This is a genomic window from Paraburkholderia tropica (assembly GCF_900109265.1).
In the GTDB taxonomy this organism is placed as follows: Bacteria; Pseudomonadota; Gammaproteobacteria; order Burkholderiales; family Burkholderiaceae; genus Paraburkholderia; species Paraburkholderia tropica.
Window position 1 is genome coordinate 172,669 of record NZ_FNZM01000012.1, and the last position, 17,078, is coordinate 189,746.

The 17,078-nt window shown below is 65.9% G+C and carries 15 protein-coding genes; 5 read left to right on the plus strand and 10 right to left on the minus strand.

From position 1 onward, the window contains the following. Nucleotides 1-275: 275 nt before the first annotated feature. The 10 genes from BMY06_RS21255 to nac form a co-directional block, all read right to left on the minus strand. Entirely contained in the window at nt 276-1,286 is a 1,011-nt protein-coding gene (locus tag BMY06_RS21255; protein ID WP_074985027.1) for a 2-hydroxyacid dehydrogenase, read from the minus strand. A gap of 64 nt (nt 1,287-1,350) precedes the next feature. Continuing rightward, a complete protein-coding gene (locus tag BMY06_RS21260) occupies nt 1,351-4,125 on the minus strand; it encodes a phosphoenolpyruvate carboxylase (protein WP_074985028.1) in 2,775 nt (924 codons plus the stop codon). Between the two features lie 9 nt (nt 4,126-4,134). Continuing rightward, nucleotides 4,135-4,893 carry an SDR family oxidoreductase gene (locus BMY06_RS21265; protein ID WP_074985030.1) on the minus strand — a complete coding sequence of 253 codons (759 nt, stop codon included), beginning with the start codon at nt 4,891-4,893 and terminating at the stop codon, nt 4,135-4,137. 78 nt (nt 4,894-4,971) lie between these two features. After that, a complete protein-coding gene (locus BMY06_RS21270) occupies nt 4,972-5,748 on the minus strand; it encodes a LamB/YcsF family protein (protein ID WP_074985032.1) in 777 nt (258 codons plus the stop codon). 45 nt (nt 5,749-5,793) lie between these two features. Next, nucleotides 5,794-6,306, minus strand: a complete 513-nt coding sequence (locus tag BMY06_RS21275; protein ID WP_074985034.1) for an acetyl-CoA carboxylase biotin carboxyl carrier protein — start codon at nt 6,304-6,306, stop codon at nt 5,794-5,796. A gap of 3 nt (nt 6,307-6,309) precedes the next feature. Beyond that, nucleotides 6,310-7,380, minus strand: coding sequence for a 5-oxoprolinase subunit C family protein (locus tag BMY06_RS21280; RefSeq protein ID WP_074985036.1), 1,071 nt, complete (start codon nt 7,378-7,380; stop codon nt 6,310-6,312). After that, the gene (gene pxpB, locus BMY06_RS21285; protein ID WP_260400248.1) at nt 7,377-8,180 is read right to left on the minus strand and encodes a 5-oxoprolinase subunit PxpB; all 804 of its coding nucleotides are present in this window, start codon (nt 8,178-8,180) and stop codon (nt 7,377-7,379) included. The genes BMY06_RS21280 and pxpB overlap by 4 nt, the downstream gene beginning before the upstream one ends. Beyond that, nucleotides 8,164-9,528 carry an acetyl-CoA carboxylase biotin carboxylase subunit gene (accC, locus tag BMY06_RS21290; protein ID WP_074985037.1) on the minus strand — a complete coding sequence of 455 codons (1,365 nt, stop codon included), beginning with the start codon at nt 9,526-9,528 and terminating at the stop codon, nt 8,164-8,166. The genes pxpB and accC overlap by 17 nt, the downstream gene beginning before the upstream one ends. Nucleotides 9,529-9,534: 6 nt before the next feature. Then, entirely contained in the window at nt 9,535-10,077 is a 543-nt protein-coding gene (locus BMY06_RS21295; protein ID WP_074985039.1) for an acetyl-CoA carboxylase biotin carboxyl carrier protein, read from the minus strand. A gap of 220 nt (nt 10,078-10,297) precedes the next feature. After that, nucleotides 10,298-11,224: a nitrogen assimilation transcriptional regulator NAC gene (nac, locus tag BMY06_RS21300; protein ID WP_074985040.1), complete on the minus strand. Its 927-nt coding sequence runs from the start codon at nt 11,222-11,224 to the stop codon at nt 10,298-10,300. A gap of 25 nt (nt 11,225-11,249) precedes the next feature. Between nac and BMY06_RS21305 the strand changes: the two genes are divergently transcribed. The 5 genes from BMY06_RS21305 (at nt 11,250) to BMY06_RS21325 (ending at nt 16,975) form a co-directional block, all read left to right on the plus strand. Then, nucleotides 11,250-12,683, plus strand: coding sequence for an aspartate transaminase (locus tag BMY06_RS21305; protein ID WP_390971029.1), 1,434 nt, complete (start codon nt 11,250-11,252; stop codon nt 12,681-12,683). Nucleotides 12,684-12,798: 115 nt separating this feature from the next. Continuing rightward, nucleotides 12,799-13,908, plus strand: coding sequence for a porin (locus BMY06_RS21310; RefSeq protein WP_482052081.1), 1,110 nt, complete (start codon nt 12,799-12,801; stop codon nt 13,906-13,908). A gap of 153 nt (nt 13,909-14,061) precedes the next feature. Further along, the gene (locus tag BMY06_RS21315) at nt 14,062-15,204 is read left to right on the plus strand and encodes a Re/Si-specific NAD(P)(+) transhydrogenase subunit alpha (protein WP_074985045.1); all 1,143 of its coding nucleotides are present in this window, start codon (nt 14,062-14,064) and stop codon (nt 15,202-15,204) included. Between the two features lie 11 nt (nt 15,205-15,215). Continuing rightward, nucleotides 15,216-15,548 carry an NAD(P) transhydrogenase subunit alpha part 2 gene (locus BMY06_RS21320; RefSeq protein WP_074985047.1) on the plus strand — a complete coding sequence of 111 codons (333 nt, stop codon included), beginning with the start codon at nt 15,216-15,218 and terminating at the stop codon, nt 15,546-15,548. Beyond that, nucleotides 15,545-16,975, plus strand: a complete 1,431-nt coding sequence (locus tag BMY06_RS21325) for an NAD(P)(+) transhydrogenase (Re/Si-specific) subunit beta (protein ID WP_074985048.1) — start codon at nt 15,545-15,547, stop codon at nt 16,973-16,975. The genes BMY06_RS21320 and BMY06_RS21325 overlap by 4 nt, the downstream gene beginning before the upstream one ends. Nucleotides 16,976-17,078: the final 103 nt, after the last annotated feature.

Genomic DNA, 17,078 nt, shown 5'->3' on the forward strand with positions numbered 1-17,078 from the left:
GTTGCAGAGTGCTTTCCTCTGGTGCGATAAGTTTAGGGAATGACGGTTCTGGCGTTTGAACGGACGAGCGGGCAAGGCCCTTCGTCGCGGGAAGAGATGTCTCCTTTCGCAATGCCGCTACGCGGCGGCATTGTCGTTTCAAGTGGGTCCTGCATCTGAAGCGGTGCCGGGCTATCGCCGGATATTCCGGCGTACACCGGTATACACCGGCAACCTGCGCGCCCGCAGCGCGGGGCGCGATCCTGCGCGGCGCGAGGCGCCGCCAACTGCGACGCTCAGGCCGTCGCGACGCGACGGGCCAGCACCTGGGGATTGACCGGCGTCGGCGGCGCCCCCGCCGAAGGCCCTTCACCGAGTGCGGCGAGCAGATTGTCGACGCACAGCGAAGCCATCGCGCGGCGCGTCCGGACCGACGCGCTACCGATGTGGGGCGTGAGCACGACGTTCCGGCACGCGAGCAGCGCCGGGCGAATCGCGGGTTCGCCCTCGAACACATCCAGCCCCGCGGCGGCAATACCGCCTTCCTGAAGCGCCACCGCCAGCGCGTCGTCGTCGACCACGCCGCCACGCGCGATATTGGTCAGCGTCGCCGTCGATTTCATCTGCTTTAATTGCGCCGCGCCGATCGCATGATGCGAGCTTTCGGAGTAAGGCACCACAATGATCAGATGATCCGACTCGCGTAACAAGGTGTCTTTGTCGACGTAGCTGGCGCGGCATTCCGACTCGATCCCGGGCGCGAGGCGCGAACGGTTGTGATAGATCACCCGCATGCCGAAGCCCAACGCGCCGCGGCGCGCAATCGCCTGACCAATGCGCCCCATGCCGAGGATGCCGAGCGTGGAGCCATGCACGTCCGGGCCGACGAACATGTCGTAGCGTCCGGTCTTGACCCACTCGCCCGCGCGCAGATAGTGCTCCGACTCCGTCATGCGCCGCGCCGCCGCCATCATGAGCGCGAAGCCAAAATCGGCGGTCGTTTCGGTGAGCACATCGGGCGTGTTCGTGACCAGCACGCCGCGCGCGGTGCACGCCTGCACATCGATATTGTTGTAGCCCACGCCGATGTTGCAGACCGCCTTCAGTTGCGGACACGCATCGAGCAACGTGGCGTCGATACGGTCGCTGCCCGCCGTCATCGCGCCGGTCTTGCCCTGCAGCCGTTCGATCAGCGATGGCTGGGACCAGATGTCGTCGCCGGGGTTGTCCGTCACGTCAAAAGCAGAGCGCAGACGATCGACGATATCGGGAAACGACGCACGGGTAACGAGTACCGATGGACGCATGTGTGTTCTCCTGGTAGTGCACGAGGGTGGTGGTGTCCGCCGGCGCGGCGGCCGGCGGAAGCGGTCAGCCAAATGCGCCGACCTCATGGGTAATCGCAACGGAAATTTCCCGGATGGCGTCGAACAGCCCGGCCATCGGCGCGAACAGCTCGGCGTGCTCGCGCGCATAGGTTCCGCCCGGCCGGAGCCCGGCAGGCTCCGCATAGTCGTGGGCGGCCCAGTGGTCCGCGCTTTCCGGAAAAATCTCCGCCAGCACGGGCAGCGCCGCCGCCAGATCCAGGCTGATGATGGCCGCCTGCACGGTGTCTCGCGTCACGCCCGCGCGCTCGGCGAAGGCCGGGATGCGGGCCGCCAGCAGCCAGACCTGCTGGATCAGGGCAAGCCGCAGCGCGTGCAGCAGAATCTCGCGCTCGCCCATCGACGTGTGTTCGGGCCAGACCGCCCGCAATGCGAGATCGTCGGCGACCGCGCGCCGGAACATCGCGCGCAGGGACGCCGACACATCGAGGCGTTCGAGCGCCGATGCGACGCCCTGCAAAGCGCCACGGCGCGATTCGTCGTCCGCATGACGCGCGCGGTCGAGCCACGTGCCGGGATCGAGCAGCGAGACCACGGCGCGCAGCACATCGATCTCCGAATGCGCAAGCGCATGACGCGCGAAGTCGAGCGCGCGCCGGAAACGCCGGCTGCCGGCCAGCATGCCGACGAACTTCTCGGGCTGACGGGCCGCCGCCGCGCCCAGCCCGTGCAGCGTGTTCGCACACCAGCCGAGCTGCTGCAGGATCGCGTTGTTCGGAATGGCGCGCAGTTCGCGCGGATGCCGGATCCGCGTGCGCACCATCGCCCCGTCTGTCTGCCGCGCGGCCGGACGCGACCCCGTCCGGTCGAGCAGCGCCGGCCCATACGCGCCGAGGATCGCCGTGTAGCCCGGATCGTCGACGAGGTCAGCCATCGTCGTGCGCACCGAGCCGAAAAAGTCGGCGGCGAAGTCGGGGTCCGCGTAGATCGGATCGTCGACCGGCCCCACGGGCAGGTGGAAGGCGTGTTCGGCGAGACGCGCGACCGTGGCGAGCGCGAGCGCGGGCGTGCCGAACAGCACGTAGCCGTCGCCGCCCTGAAACGCGCACTCCTCCCGCACCGGATGCCCGCCGTCGTTCAGCGCATGGCGCGCCGCCGTGGGCGAAAGATATTTGAGGCGGTCGGCGAGCGAGCCGGGATGCGCGCCCCGGCCAATGCTTTCTCCGTGCGTATCGAAGAGCACGATTTCAATACCGTGCATGCCGTGCTTCGCGAGAGTCTGGGCGATTTTCAGCCGCAGGCGCTCGATCAGGAAGCTCGCCGCGAGCTGCCCCACATAGCGCCCCGAATCGGAATAACCGAACTGCAATGCAAGGCGGCCGTGCAGGCGCACGTAGTCGCGGTAATGCGCGCTCGCGAGCGCTTCGTCCAGCACGCGCGCGCCCTGCTCGAGCGCGTCCGCTGTTTCGAACAGCGGACTGATCTCGATGTGGGACTCGACGCCGCACAACCGTGCGAGCCACAACGCAGTCAGCAGCGTGTAGCCGCTCTCCGTTTCCGCAATGAGAAAGCGCACGGGCGTGGAACTGTCGATATGCTTGACCAGCTGCGCGACGGTCATCATCATGCGCGCCGCCGTTGCCTGCTCGTCGAGCAACGAACCGAAGTCGACCGGCGCGGCTTCGACGCGTGCGAGCGCGGCGTTGATCGCGGCGAGCATGGCCCGGCGGCGGGCGGGCGAGTCGATATCGTCGAGGATATTGAGGCGATGCCGTGCCGCGTTGTGCAACTGGCTCGCGTTCAAGCGGACATGCGTATGCGCCAGCGCGAGACCATGCGCCACCAAACCGGCGCGCGCCACGCACAGCGCAAGACGCTCGTCGTCGTCAGCGCGCGCGATGGCCTCGTCGAGCAATGCGCGCAACGGCGCACTCGACACGCAGGCCGCCTCGCGCTGTCCGACCAGCGCATGCGCGAAAGCCGACACTTCTCCCGCGTGCGCGCGCGCAGGACAGGCGTCGATCTGCCGCTCCACGGCGTTCAGCGCAATGTCGAGGCGCTCGACCACGGCTCGCGCGCTGCGGCACGCATCGAGCTGGCCGCGCAGCCTCGCGAGCTGTCGCTGCTTGATGCGCAAACGCAGCCGCAACGTGTCCCACCAGCCGATGTCGGTGCGCCCGTCGGTGTCGTAGCCGACCCACGTGGACAAGACCAGCGGACGCGGCACCAGGCGCGTCCAGTCGTGCGGCCATGTCGCGCGCGCGGCCGTCAGCAACGCCGCATTGAAGCGGTCGAGCGCATCGCGCCCGTTCTCGATCGCGGCGACCGACTGCGCGAACTCGTCGTTGAGCAATACCGTCTGCGGGCGATGCGAGCGGTGCTTGTCGAGCGGCGCGCCGCAGGCATGGTCGGCGAGATGCTGTCCCACCTCGGGCGAGAGTGCAAAGGTCGGATGCCCGGTGAACACCGCCGCGTGGCGCGTGCGCTCGACCTGCGAGCGGTAATGTTCCCAATCCGGTGCGCGCGCCGCCCCCGACGGGCTCAGCAGGTCCTGCGCCACGGCGTCGAGCGCGCGGCCATTCGCCTCGATCTCGACGCCGCCAACGTAGCGTGCGATACGCGCCGCGCGCGCGGAGAAAGCGTCATCCCTCAACTCGCCGATCAGCGCCATCACCGCTTCGTGATCGAGCTCCGCGGACGCCAGCCGTTCGATGATATCGATCGAGATCGACAGGATGGGATTGCTGAACGGATCGCCCTGCGCGCGCCCGCGAATGTGCGCCGAGTGCGCCAACAGCTGTCCCGCGAGTTCGGTGGGCATCGTCGCGCCTTACTCGTTCGACCCGGCGGGTCCGCGCTTGACGGTCGTCAGACCGCCGGGGACCTGGAGCGTCGGCAGGATTTCCATATTGCTGATATTGACCGCCAGCGGCGCGGCAATCGCAAACGCGATCGCGTCGGCAATATCTTCGGGACGGGGCAATTCGAAACCGTCGATAAACTCTTTGCGCGCCGCTTCGATATCGCCGTGAACGTGGCCGAAAATATCGGTCGCGACGCGACCCGGGCAGATTTCCGTCACGCGCACGCGCTTGCCCGTCGCATCGACACGCAGCTGGCGCGAGAGGGCGTGAATGCCCGCTTTCGTCGCGTGATAGATCGAGTTGCCGCCGAAGTTGTAGATCGCCGCGATCGAACTGATGTTCACGATATGCCCGCGATCGCGCTCGACCATTCCCGGCATCGTCAATCGAACGAGGTGCAGCACGGCCTGAAGATTCACCTCCACCTGCACGTCGATGTCCTCGACCTCTGCATTGAGAATCGAGCCCTTGCGCGACACGCCCGCGTTATTCACCACGATATCGAACGGCACTTTCTTCGTCAGCGCCGTCACGGCATCGAGGTCGCAGACGTCGATCGCGTGCGCAATGCAGCCGGTGCGCTCCGCGAGTTCATTGAGCCGCTCGGCGTTGCGCGCCAGCGCGTGCACTTCGAGCCCTTCGCGGCAGAAACGCTCGACGATGGCGGCACCCATTCCGGTCGAAGCGCCCGTCACGAGCGCGGTCTTGTAGTCTGAAAACGGCATGATGGACCTCGGTATGAAATTCTCTTTCGTCGCACCTGCGGGCGTGCGACAAACCCAGTTGAGCCTCGCGCGGCGCGCTCAGTGCGGCGCGCCCACCAGTTGCGACACGGGCGTCACGCGTCCGCCCGCGCGCTCGATCTCCGCGCGCACCGTGCGGGCGAGATCGACGGCGCCCGGCGTATCGCCATGCAGCAGAATCGATTGCGCGGCCACTTTCAGGCGCTTGCCGGTAATGGTCAGGATCTCGCCCTGCGTGAGCAGCATGCGCACGCGGGCAAGCACGGCTTCCCGATCCTTGATGACCGCGCCGGCCAGTTGCCGGGACACGAGCGCGCCCTCGTCGTCATAGGCGCGATCGGCAAGAAAAGTGTTCGCGACGCGCAGACCGAAGCGCTGCGCGGCGCGCTCGATCTGGGTGTTGGTCGACACGCTGACGATGAGATCGCGGTCGAAGTCCGCGACGGCGCGAACGAGCGGCTCCGCCAGTTCGTACGACGCGGCCGCCATATTGCCGAGCGCCCCGTGAAAGCTCATGTGCGTGACGCGATAGCCGGCCGCCGTGGCGATGCCCGCGAGCGCGCCCATCTGATAGATCACGTAGTTGGCAAGCTCTTGCGGGTCCGCCTGAATCTGGCGGCGGCCGAAACCGAGCAGGTCCGGAAACCCCACATGCGCGCCGACCTCGATACCGCGTTGTTTCGCCATCCGCACGGTCCGGTCCATGATCACCGGATCGCCCGCGTGATAACCGCACGCCACATTCGCGGACGACACGATATCGAGCATCGCCTCGTCCTCGCCCATTCGATACGGGCCGAAGCCTTCGCCCAGATCGGCGTTCAGATCGATTTCCAATTGCGCTGCTCCCTGTCTGGTTGGCCCGCACGGGCCAAAACACGTTCATGCCCGACGTTCATACGCCGAGGCCGCCGGTTCGCTGCCGGCCTCCTGGACCGGCGACAGCGCGAACAAGGGCTCGCCGTAACCCACCGCCGCGCCCGGTTCGGCGAGCAACGCTTCGACGATGCCAGGCCCCGCCGCGACGACCGGCACGCACAGGTCGGCGACTCGCACCAGCCCAAGCACATCGCCCGCCGCCACGGGCATGCCGGCCGAAGCCAGCGGCTCGACGCGCGCCGGATGCGCGGCGAGGAATTGCCCCGCAAGCGGCGCCCGCACCTCGATCCTGTCGGCGCTCGCACGCGTTGCAGATGAATCGGTCGGCAGCGCAACGTCGCGCGATGCCGCCGACAGCACCGGCGCGCCGACGGCAGCGGCCCGCGCGTCAGGTTCCAGCGTGAGCCGAACCCGCATGCCGGCACGGCCGATTTCGATGAATTCGACGCCCGCGTCGGCCAGCCACGTCGTGATTTGCCGCAGTTCGCGAATATCCGCCTGATTCTGCAATGTCATGTGTCAATGTCCGGAAGAGCGAAACAGCCCGACGAGTTGCTTGACCTTCTCCACATAGCCGTCCAGTTCGCGCGTAGCCGCGACTGCCTCGTCATAGGTTGTCCTGACGAATCGAAGATGCGTACCGATGCGCGCCTGAGCGAGCCGCCAGATATCGGCTTCGATGACCGTGCCGATCTTCGGATAACCGCCCGATGGCTGCGCATCGCGCAACTGGATGATGGGCTGACCGCTGTGCGGCACCTGGATCACGCCCGGCACGATGCCGTGCGAGCGCATCTCCAGCGTCTCCACCGTCGCGAGCGTCGATCCGGCAAGGCGGTAGCCGTAACGGTCGCTTTGCGGCGTCACCTTCCAGGCCGTGCGCCAGAACGCGTCCTGCGATGGCGCGGTGTAGCGCTCGTATTCGGCTGCGGGCAACACGCGCACGACCGTATCGCCGTCGGCTGCGGCTTCGCCGTCCGGCGTGGCTGCCGGCGCGGGTAGCGAGAGCCAGGGCGGGACGGAGCCGAAGCCCGCCCCGGGGCCGCAGTTTGCACCGCAGTTTGCACCGCTGCTTGCACCGCTGCTTGCATTGCCGGTGACACGCCCGGTGGCGCTGCCGTCGTGCATCTGTCCGGCGGCCACGACATCGCCCTTTTTCAGCGGACGGCCATGAAAGCCGCCGAATTCGCCGCGCATTTGCGTGCTGCGCGAGCCGAGCACGACGGGCACATCCACGCCGCCCGCGAGCGACAGATAGCAACGCGCGCCATGCTCGGGCACCCCGATCGTCAGCACCTCGCCGCGTTTCGCGTGCAGGGTCCACCACGGCAGCACCGGCCGCTCGCCCAGCTTCGCCGCGCCGTCCGCACCCGTGAGCGCGAAGGACAGATCGTCGAGAAAGCGCACGCGAAACGGAAACACCGGAATCTCGATGCTCGCGGCGTCCTCGGCATTGCCGAGCAGCAGGTTGCCGACCGCCAGCGCCAGCCGGTCCATCGCCCCCGCCATGCCCACGCCGTAGCGCAGATAGCCGTCGCGGCCGCGATCCTGAACGGTCGCGAGCGCGGAAGAAGACAGGATCTCAATCATCGGATAATCCTTTCCACCCTGAAGCGGATCATGTCGCCGGGGGCGAGCGTGGCGGGATTGGGCTTTGACGGATCGAAGAACGACATCGAGGTATGGCCGATGGTGTTCCAGCCGCTCGGTCCCGCCGAAGCCGAAACGCCCGTCTGCACGCCGCCGATCGACACTGCGCCGCCGGGCAGTCCGAGCACGGGAACCTTGCGGCGCGGCGTGGCGATCCTCGGATCCATGCCGCCGAGATAGCAGTAGCCGGGATGGCTGCCGAGCGCATAGACCGTGTAAAGCGGCGCGCAATGCAGTTCGACGATGTCGTCGATGGACAAGCCCGTGTGCGCCACCACATCGCCGATATGCGGCCCCGACTCGCCGCCGTAGATCACCGGCAATTCGACGAGCCGCCCTTCCACCTGCAACTCGCCGGCGGCCTCCCACGCGTCGAGCAGCGCCGCCGAGAAGGCATCGGGATCGGCGGGCGGTTCGGCGAACGTCAGCATGAGGTTGGTGACGCCGGGCACGGCTTCGCGCACGCCCGGCCATGCTTCGACAACACGCGCCAGCGCCCAGATACGACGCTGCACGGACAGTTCGAGCAGTCCCGGCGCTTCGAAAAGCATCGCGGTCGTGCCGAGCAGACTGATCGCGGCACCCTGAACGCCCGTCTGGACAGCGGCCTGAGCCGCCTCTGCCCGCAGGACGCCCGCATCGGCGCTGCGCCGTGCGCCGGGTTGCGAGCCAGGTTGCGAGCCGGGTTGCGCGGGGGCCATCGCGAGATGCCTCGACGCCGCTTCAACGATCTGCGTCATGTTCCTTTCCTTTAGCAAGCCAGCGCTCCAGATGGTGGATATCGACGGCGCCGGCACGGAACGCCGCGTCGTCAAGCATGGCGCGATGCAGCGGCAGGTTCGTGCTCACCCCTTCCACGCGCATCTCGGATAACGCCACGCGCATGCGTGCGAAGGCTTCGTCGCGCGTCGCGCCAAAGGTAATCACCTTGGCGATCAGCGAGTCGTAATACGGCGGCACGACCGCGCCGCTGCTCATATGCGAATCCACCCGCACGCCGTTGCCGCCCGGCTGCTCCCAGACCGTCACGCGCCCAGGACACGGCACGAACGAGAACGGGTCCTCGGCGTTGATCCGGCATTCGAGCGCATGGCCCGACGTGCGGATAGCGTCCTGATGCAGATCGAGCGCATGCCCCTGCGCGACACGAATCTGCTCGCGAACGATGTCGATGCCGGTGGTCGCCTCCGTGACGGGATGCTCGACCTGCAAGCGCGTATTCATTTCGATGAAGAAGAACTGGCCGTTCTCGAACAGGAATTCGAACGTGCCGGCACCTCGATAGCCGATCTGGCGGCATGCGTCGGCGCAGCGCTCGCCCACCTGGCGAATCAGTTCGGCGTCGATTCCGGGCGCGGGCGCCTCCTCGATCACCTTCTGGTGCCGCCGTTGCAGCGAGCAATCTCGCGACCCCAACCACAGCGCGTTGCCGTGCGCATCGCACAGCACCTGAATCTCGACGTGGCGGGGATGCTCGAGAAACTTCTCGATATACAGTTCCGGTTTGCCGAATGCGCGGCGCGCCTCCTCGCGCGTCACCGTGACCGCATCGAGCAGTTTTTCGGGGTCGTGCACCACGCGCATCCCGCGACCGCCGCCGCCGCCCGCGGCCTTGACGATCACCGGATAGCCGATGTCGTGCGCAATCCGCGCGATCTCGGCGGGATCGTCCGGCAGCGCGCTGTCGGGTCCGGGCACGCAGGGCACACCGGCGGCGCGCATCGCGCGCTTGGCCGCGACCTTGTCGCCCATCGTGCGAATCGCCGCGGGATCGGGACCGATGAATGTGAGGCCGGCCTCGCCGACCTGCTCGGCAAACTCGGCGTTTTCCGACAGAAAACCATAGCCCGGATGAACGGCCTGCGCCCCGCTCGCATGCGCGGCCAGCAGGATCGCCGAGCGATTGAGATAGCTGCGCCCGGGCGCAGCCGGCCCGATGCAGATCGCCTGATCGGCCAGACGCACGTAACGCGCGTCGGCATCCGCCTCCGAATGGATTGCGACGGTCGCCACGCCCAGTTCCCGGCACGCGCGTTGAATGCGCAGCGCAATTTCGCCGCGATTGGCGATCAATACCTTGTTGAACATGGTGGGTCAGCCGATCCGGAACAACGGTTGACCTGCGGACACTTCGGTGCCCGGCTCGACGAGAATCGCCTCGACCACACCGTCGTGCATCGATTCGACCGCGATGAACATCTTCATCGCCTCGATCGTGCAGAGCACCTGGCCCTCGCTCACCGCGTCGCCGACTGCCACGAACGGCACTTCATCGGGCGACGGCTTCAGATGGGCGATGCCTGCCATCGGCGCGAGAACGTTTTGGGTTTTGACCGGCGATGGCGCGCAAACCGCCTTGGCCACCTCGGGCGCGGCAGCGCGCGCATCGGCGGCGCCGGTCGTATCCGCTGCGGACTGCGACGATGCATTCGTGCGCACTGCCTCGCGCACTTCGTCGCGCACTTCGTCGCGCGCTGCCTTGACGACACCGCTTTGCGCCGCCGATGCCGCGTTGTGCGCGCGACGCTGCTTCGTCTTGATGAGCTTCACGCGCTCATCGCCCTCGATCACTTCCAGCTTCGCTAGCGGCGATTGCGCGAGCAGGTCGATTAACGCCTTTATCTTCTCGAGATCCATCTTTGGGTCCGTAACCGGTTGGACGGCCGCCGGCTAGCCGGCGAACGCGAAGCACCGCAGTGACGCGGCGGCCGGGCAACCTGCTGGCTGCCGCGTCCGCCGAACGGCGCGCTTCGTTGCCGTGGCAGCCTGGACTGCCCGGCAATCGGAGATGGACTCAATGTATCCGGCGCAGAAAAAACGCGCCAAGACGGTTTGGCTTTGCCGCGATAAGGCGCGCTTATGTTTCGGACGCCGGTTGCGAACGCGCGTCGAATTCGAGGTCGCTGGCCAGTTCCAGCAGGATGTCGCGAACCGCCGCGGCGGGTTCGGAAAGCGGGAGATGGTCGGACAGGCAAACCGACAGGGGAATCTTGATCACCGGCGAGACGATCCGGCACTGGACCACATCGCCAGCCGCCGCCACGACGCGCGCCGTGGATTCCGGCAGGATGGTCGCGCCAATGCCGGCGCCCACGGCTGCCGACAGCGTCGACGCCGATTCGATTTCGGCGATCACGTTGGGAATCATCTGCACGCGGGCGAATCCCTCGTCGACGTACTTGCGCAGATAGTTGTACGGACGCGGCAGCAGAAGCGGAACATCGCGCAGATCGACCACGCCGATCTGCTCCTTCGCGATACCCATGCTGCGAGGCGCGACGAGGTAAAGCTCCTCGTTCATCAGCAGTTGAAACGCGAGTCCATGCACGGGCTTGTCGCCATACAGCACGGCCATGTCCATCCTGCCGTTCATGATCAGTTCGCTCAGCGTCGTGCCGAAGTTCTCGTTGATATACAGGAGGATATCCGGATGACGCGCCCGCACGGTGCGCAGGAGCGGCAAGGAAAGCGCCGAGGCGCCCGTTCCGGGCGCGAGCCCCACCGAGACGTGCCCGGCCAGCGTCTGCCCCGCGCTCTTGACGTCGGCCTGAGCCTGCTCGTACTGCCGCAGAATCAGTTGCGCGTGGCGGTAGAGCGTGGCACCCGCCTCCGTGGGCGTGACGCCGCGTTTGGTGCGCACCAGCAGTTGCTGCTGGAATTCGTCCTCGAGCGTGATCAGTTGCTGGCTCAGTGCTGGCTGAGCGATATGCAGCACTTCGGCGGCTTGCGTCAGGCTGCCGATGTCCACGATTTTCACGAAGTATTTAAGACGCCGCAGGTTCACGGTATGGCAGCTCCGGAGCAGTGCAATGTCCGCAATGATAGGGCAACAACGCCATAACGGACAGACTTCCGCCCGTGCGGCGCAGCGCGCGACCGATCGGAATACGCCTGCGTTCGCCGCTGCGCCCTCGCATGCGCGGCCCCGGCGCGTCATAAGTCAATGTTATTGCACCAGCGGAAAGTTATCTTGGCTCCAAAATTTTCGGGCGCGTAATGTGAGCGCCACGTACAACGCCGTTCAGGAGCCAACTGTGAGTGCAGTGCATATCGCCGATCGCATCAAGCGCATCAAACCCTCGCCGAGCAGCGCGGCAGCCGAACGTGCCGCCGACCTGAAGCGCCAGGGAAAGCACATCGTCAATCTCGTGGTGGGCGAGCCCGATTTCGACACGCCTGCGCATATTCGCCAGGCCGCGATCGACGCCATGGAGCGCGGCGAAACCCGATACACGGCGACCGCCGGCACGCCGGCGCTGCGTCAGGCGATTGCAGATAAATTGCGGCGCGAGAATCAACTGACGTATGACCCGCGCCAGATCATCGTGACGTGCGGCGCGAAGCACGCCATCTTCAATGCGCTTTCGGCAACCGTGGATGCCGGCGACGAAGTGCTGATCCCGGCGCCGTTCTGGGTCTCGTATCCGGATATGGTCCTCGCCAACGACGGCAAGCCCGTGATCGTCACCTGCAGCGAGGACGAAGCGTTCAAATTGAACGCGGACGCACTGGAGCGCGCCATTACGCCACGCACGCGCTGGCTGATCATCAATTCGCCGACCAACCCGACCGGCGCGGCCTATTCCGCCGACGAATGGCGCGCGCTGGCCGGCGTTTTGCAGCGTCATCCGCATGTTCTCATCATGCTCGACGACATCTACGAGCACATCCGCTTCACCGACGAGGCCGCGTCGCACCTGCTGGCTGTCGCGCCGGAACTCGCCACGCGCACGCTGGTAATCAACGGCGTTTCGAAGACGTACGCGATGACCGGATGGCGGATCGGCTACGTAGCGGGTCCGGCGGAACTGATCGCGGCGCTCGACAAGCTCCAGTCGCAATCGACCAGCAACGCAAGCTCGATCAGCCAGGCCGCCGCACTCGCCGCGCTGACCGGCGACCAGTCGTTCGTGCACGAATCGGTGCGGGTGTATCGCGAACGCCGCGATTTCGCGCTGGCCGCCCTGAACGACATCCCCGGCATCAGTTGCCGCACGAGCGCGGGCGCGTTCTATCTCTACGTGAACTGCAGCGGACTGATCGGCCGCACCACGCCGCAAGGCAAGCGCATGGCCGACGACAACGACGTGGTCCTCTATCTGCTCGAACAGGCCGGCGTGGCGGTGATCGCGGGCGCGGCCTATGGCTTGTCACCGTTTTTCCGCATGTCGATCGCCACCAGCATCGACACGATTGGCGAAGGCTGCAAGAAGATCGCCGCCGCCGTCGCCGCTCTCGACTAGTACGAATCCGGTTGGGGCATGCGCCCCGACCCATAAAAAAGACGCCGCACCGGATACCGGATGCGGCGATCTCCTTGGAGTTCTTCGTCTTTCGTCAACCAGAAAGGGGTCCAGCGTGAAAGCTTGTCAATCAGGATTGCTAATTTCATTAGGTCTTGCCGCTTCCGGGGCAGTCCATGCTCAATCGAATGTCACGCTGTACGGCATTATCGACGAGGCCGTGCGTTTCGATACGCATCAGAACGCCGCCGGCGGCAAGCTTTTCACCATGGGCAGCGGCGGTGAAATTCAGGGCAGTCGCTGGGGCCTGCAGGGCAAAGAGGATCTCGGCGGCGGCTACGCCGCGATCTTCCAGCTCGAGAGCGGCTTTACGCCCAACACCGGCGCCACGCAGCAATCGACCCCTTCGGGCAGTCCGCGTCTGTTTGGCCGCACCGCGATGGTGGGCCTGAGCGCGCCCTATGGCACGCTCACGGCCGGTCGCCAGTACACGCTCGCGCACGAGACCGCCTGGACCCACGATATTTACGCGCTGGCGAACTACACCGGCACGCTGGGCTTCCAGGGCGCCGGCCTGACGGGCGGCGGCCGTCTCGACAACACCGTGCGCTACACCTCGCCCGTCCTTTATGGCTTCACGTTCAAAGGCGCCTATACGTTTGGCGGCGTCGCGGGCAACGTTCACCAGAACTCGTCGCCCGCGGTGAGCATGTCGTACGATCGCGGTCCGCTGAACATCGGCGCGGCGTATCAGGTGGTCAACAACATCGGCGGCCTGACACCGTCGACGACCGCATACGGCAGCACGTATTTCGGCGTGACGATCCCCGACAGCTCGCAGAAAATCTTCACCGTCGGCGCGACCTACACGTTCAGCGCGGCCAAGGTGTTTGCCTCGTACATCTACAGCCACGTCTATCCCGCCGATTATCGCAACGACTCGTTTTCCGCAGCCGTTCAGTACTACATCACGCCCTCGCTCGTGCTGGATCTGCCGGTCTACATCGACTTCGTTCACCACGCGGGCAGCAGCGGCACGCGCGTGACAGGCGGTCCGACGTTCGACTATCTGCTTAGCAAGCGCACCGACGTCTACGCAGGCGTCGACTACAACCATCTGACCGGCGCATGGATCAACCTCGCGTCCGCGTCGGGAAGCAACCAGCCCTTCTACGGTCACAACTCCGTGTTCGAAGCGGCGATCGGTCTGCGTCACAAGTTCTGATCGCCGGGACAAACGGCGCTTTTCAATCCAGTCCGGCGCAATCCGCGCCCGGCTGCCCATTACGTGCGCCGCCACGAGGCAGCAACGCCTCACGCCGGGCAATCGACAACGCATTGCCCGAGGCGCGCCACGTCCATTCAGGAGAAGACATTCATGAGAATCGGCATTCCCGCCGAAAGCCGAGCCGCAGAAGCACGGGTCGCGGGCACACCTGAGACCGTCAAGAAACTCATCGCGTTAAAACAGACCGTGCTCGTGCAGCACGGCGCGGGCGCGGGCGCTCATATTCCCGACGACGCCTATGCCAATGCGGGCGCCATGCTCGTCGATGCCGGCGAGGCCTACAACGCCGATATGGTCCTGAAAGTCAGGACGCCGACTGACGACGAGCTTCGCCGCATGAAACGCGGCACGGTGCTCGTCGGGATGCTCGATCCCTACGACGTCGACCAGCTAGCCCGCATTCGCGCAGCCGGCCTGCCGTCGTTCGCGCTCGAACTGATGCCTCGCACCACGCGGGCGCAAAGCATGGACGTGCTCTCCTCGCAGGCGAACATCGCCGGCTACAAGGCGGTGCTGCTCGCGGCGAGCCTGTATCCGCGCTTCATGCCGACGCTCATGACCGCCGCGGGCACGGTGAAAGCCGCACGCGTGCTGATTCTCGGCGCGGGAGTCGCGGGCCTGCAGGCCATCGCAACCGCCAAACGGCTGGGCGCGGTGATCGAGGCGTCCGACGTGCGGCCCGCTGTGAAAGAGCAGATCGAGTCGCTCGGCGCGAAATTTCTCGACGTGCCGTTCGAAACGGATGACGAGCGCGATGCGGGCCAGGGCTCCGGCGGCTACGCGCGGCCCATGCCGGCGTCGTGGCTCGCGCGCCAGGCGGCGCTCGTCCACGAGCGCGCCAGGCTCGCCGATATCGTGATCACCACGGCATTGATCCCGGGCCGCCCGGCGCCCACGCTGATTCCCGCCGACACGCTCGACGCCATGAAACCCGGTTCGGTGCTGGTCGATCTGGCCGCCGGCCGGGGGCCGGAGATCGACGGTCGACGTGGCGGAAATTGTCCGCTCACGGAACCCGACGCGGTCGTCACGCGTCACGGTGTGCAGATCGCCGGCCATACGAATCTGCCCGCCATGGTGGCCGCCGACGCATCGGCGCTCTACGCCCGCAACGTGCTCGATTTCGTCAAGCTGATCATCGGGCCGGAAGGTCAACTGAACATCGATACGAGCGACGACATCATTGCGGCAACACTGATCGGCCACGAACAGTCGATGCAAAAAACCGCGTAAAGGATCCTGCGATGCACTCTATCTCTCCCATCACGACGCACCTGATCATCTTCGTGCTCGCGATCTATGTCGGCTACCACGTCGTGTGGAACGTCACCCCCGCGCTGCACACGCCGCTCATGGCCGTCACCAACGCGGTATCGGCCATCGTGATTGTCGGCGCGATGCTCGCCGCCGGGCTCACTGTCGGCGCACCGGGCAAGACGTTTGGCGCCCTGGCCGTCGCGCTCGCCGCCGTCAACGTTTTCGGCGGCTTCCTCGTCACGCGCAGGATGCTCGAGATGTTCCGCAAAAAGGATAGCGGCAAGGCGGCACGCCATGCCGGCAAAGGAGCGGCACTGTGAGCCTCGACGCCGTCACCCTTCTCTATCTCGTCGCTTCCGTCTGCTTCATTCAGGCGCTCAAGGGACTGTCGAATCCGAAGAGCGCGCGCCTCGGCAACGCCTTCGGCATGGCAGGCATGGCGATTGCCATGCTGACGACGATTGCGCTCATCGCGGCCCGCGCGGCGACGCTCGGCTCGAATCTGTCGCTGGGCATGGGCCTCATCGTCGTTGCGCTCCTCATAGGCGGCTCGATCGGCTCCGTCGTTGCCGCCCGCGTGGAAATGACGAAGATGCCCGAGTTGATCGCCGCAATGCACTCGCTGATCGGTCTCGCGGCAGTGTGTATCGCGTATGCCGTCGTGTCGGAACCGTCGGCCTTCGGACTTGAAACGATGCTGCCGGTCGGTAACCGCATCGAGTTGTTCGTCGGCACATTCATCGGCGCGATCACGTTCTCGGGCTCCGTCATCGCATTCGGCAAGCTCTCGGGCAAGTACAGGTTCAGGCTGTTCCAGGGCGCGCCCGTGGTCTATCCTGCACAGCACCTGATCAACCTGATACTCGCCCTGGCGATCGTGGCGCTCGGCGTGGCCTTCGTGCTCACCCGGGCGTGGGCACCGTTTATCGCCATGACGCTCATCGCGCTCGCATTCGGCATACTGATCATTATTCCGATTGGCGGCGCGGACATGCCGGTGGTGGTCTCGATGCTCAACTCCTACTCGGGATGGGCCGCGTCCGGCATCGGCTTTTCTCTCGACAATCCCATGCTGATCATTGCCGGGTCGCTGGTTGGCTCCTCCGGCGCGATCCTGTCCTACATCATGTGCCGCGCCATGAATCGCTCGTTTTTCAGCGTGATTCTGGGCGGCTTCGGTGCGCAGGCCGCAACCGCCGGCGCCGCCGCGCGCGAGGAGCGCCCCGTCAAATCCGGCTCGGCCGACGACGCCGCGTTCCTGCTCGGCAACGCCGAATCCGTCGTGATCGTGCCGGGTTATGGCCTCGCGGTTGCGCGCGCGCAGCACGCGCTCAAGGAACTGACGGACAAGCTCAGCGGCAAGGGCGTCGATGTGCGCTACGCAATCCACCCGGTCGCGGGGCGGATGCCGGGCCATATGAACGTACTGCTGGCCGAAGCGGAAGTGGCCTACGACCAGGTCTTCGAGATGGACGACATCAACCCCGAATTCGGACAAACCGATGTCGTGCTGGTGCTCGGCGCGAACGACGTGGTCAATCCCGCCGCGCGCACCGATCCGCAGTCGCCCATCGCCGGCATGCCGATTCTGGAAGCCTACAAGGCGCGCACCGTGATCGTGAACAAACGGTCGATGGCCTCGGGCTACGCCGGTCTCGACAACGAATTGTTCTACATGGACAAAACCATGATGGTGTTCGCCGACGCGAAAAAGGTCATCGAAAACATCACCAAAGCGCTCGACTAGCGCCGTCATAAGCGTCCGCTATTGGATCAGACGCGATTCCGATTTGTCAGCGTGCCGCTCGACGATTAACGTAAGCGGCATCGCCAGTTGTCTGGTCCCGCTC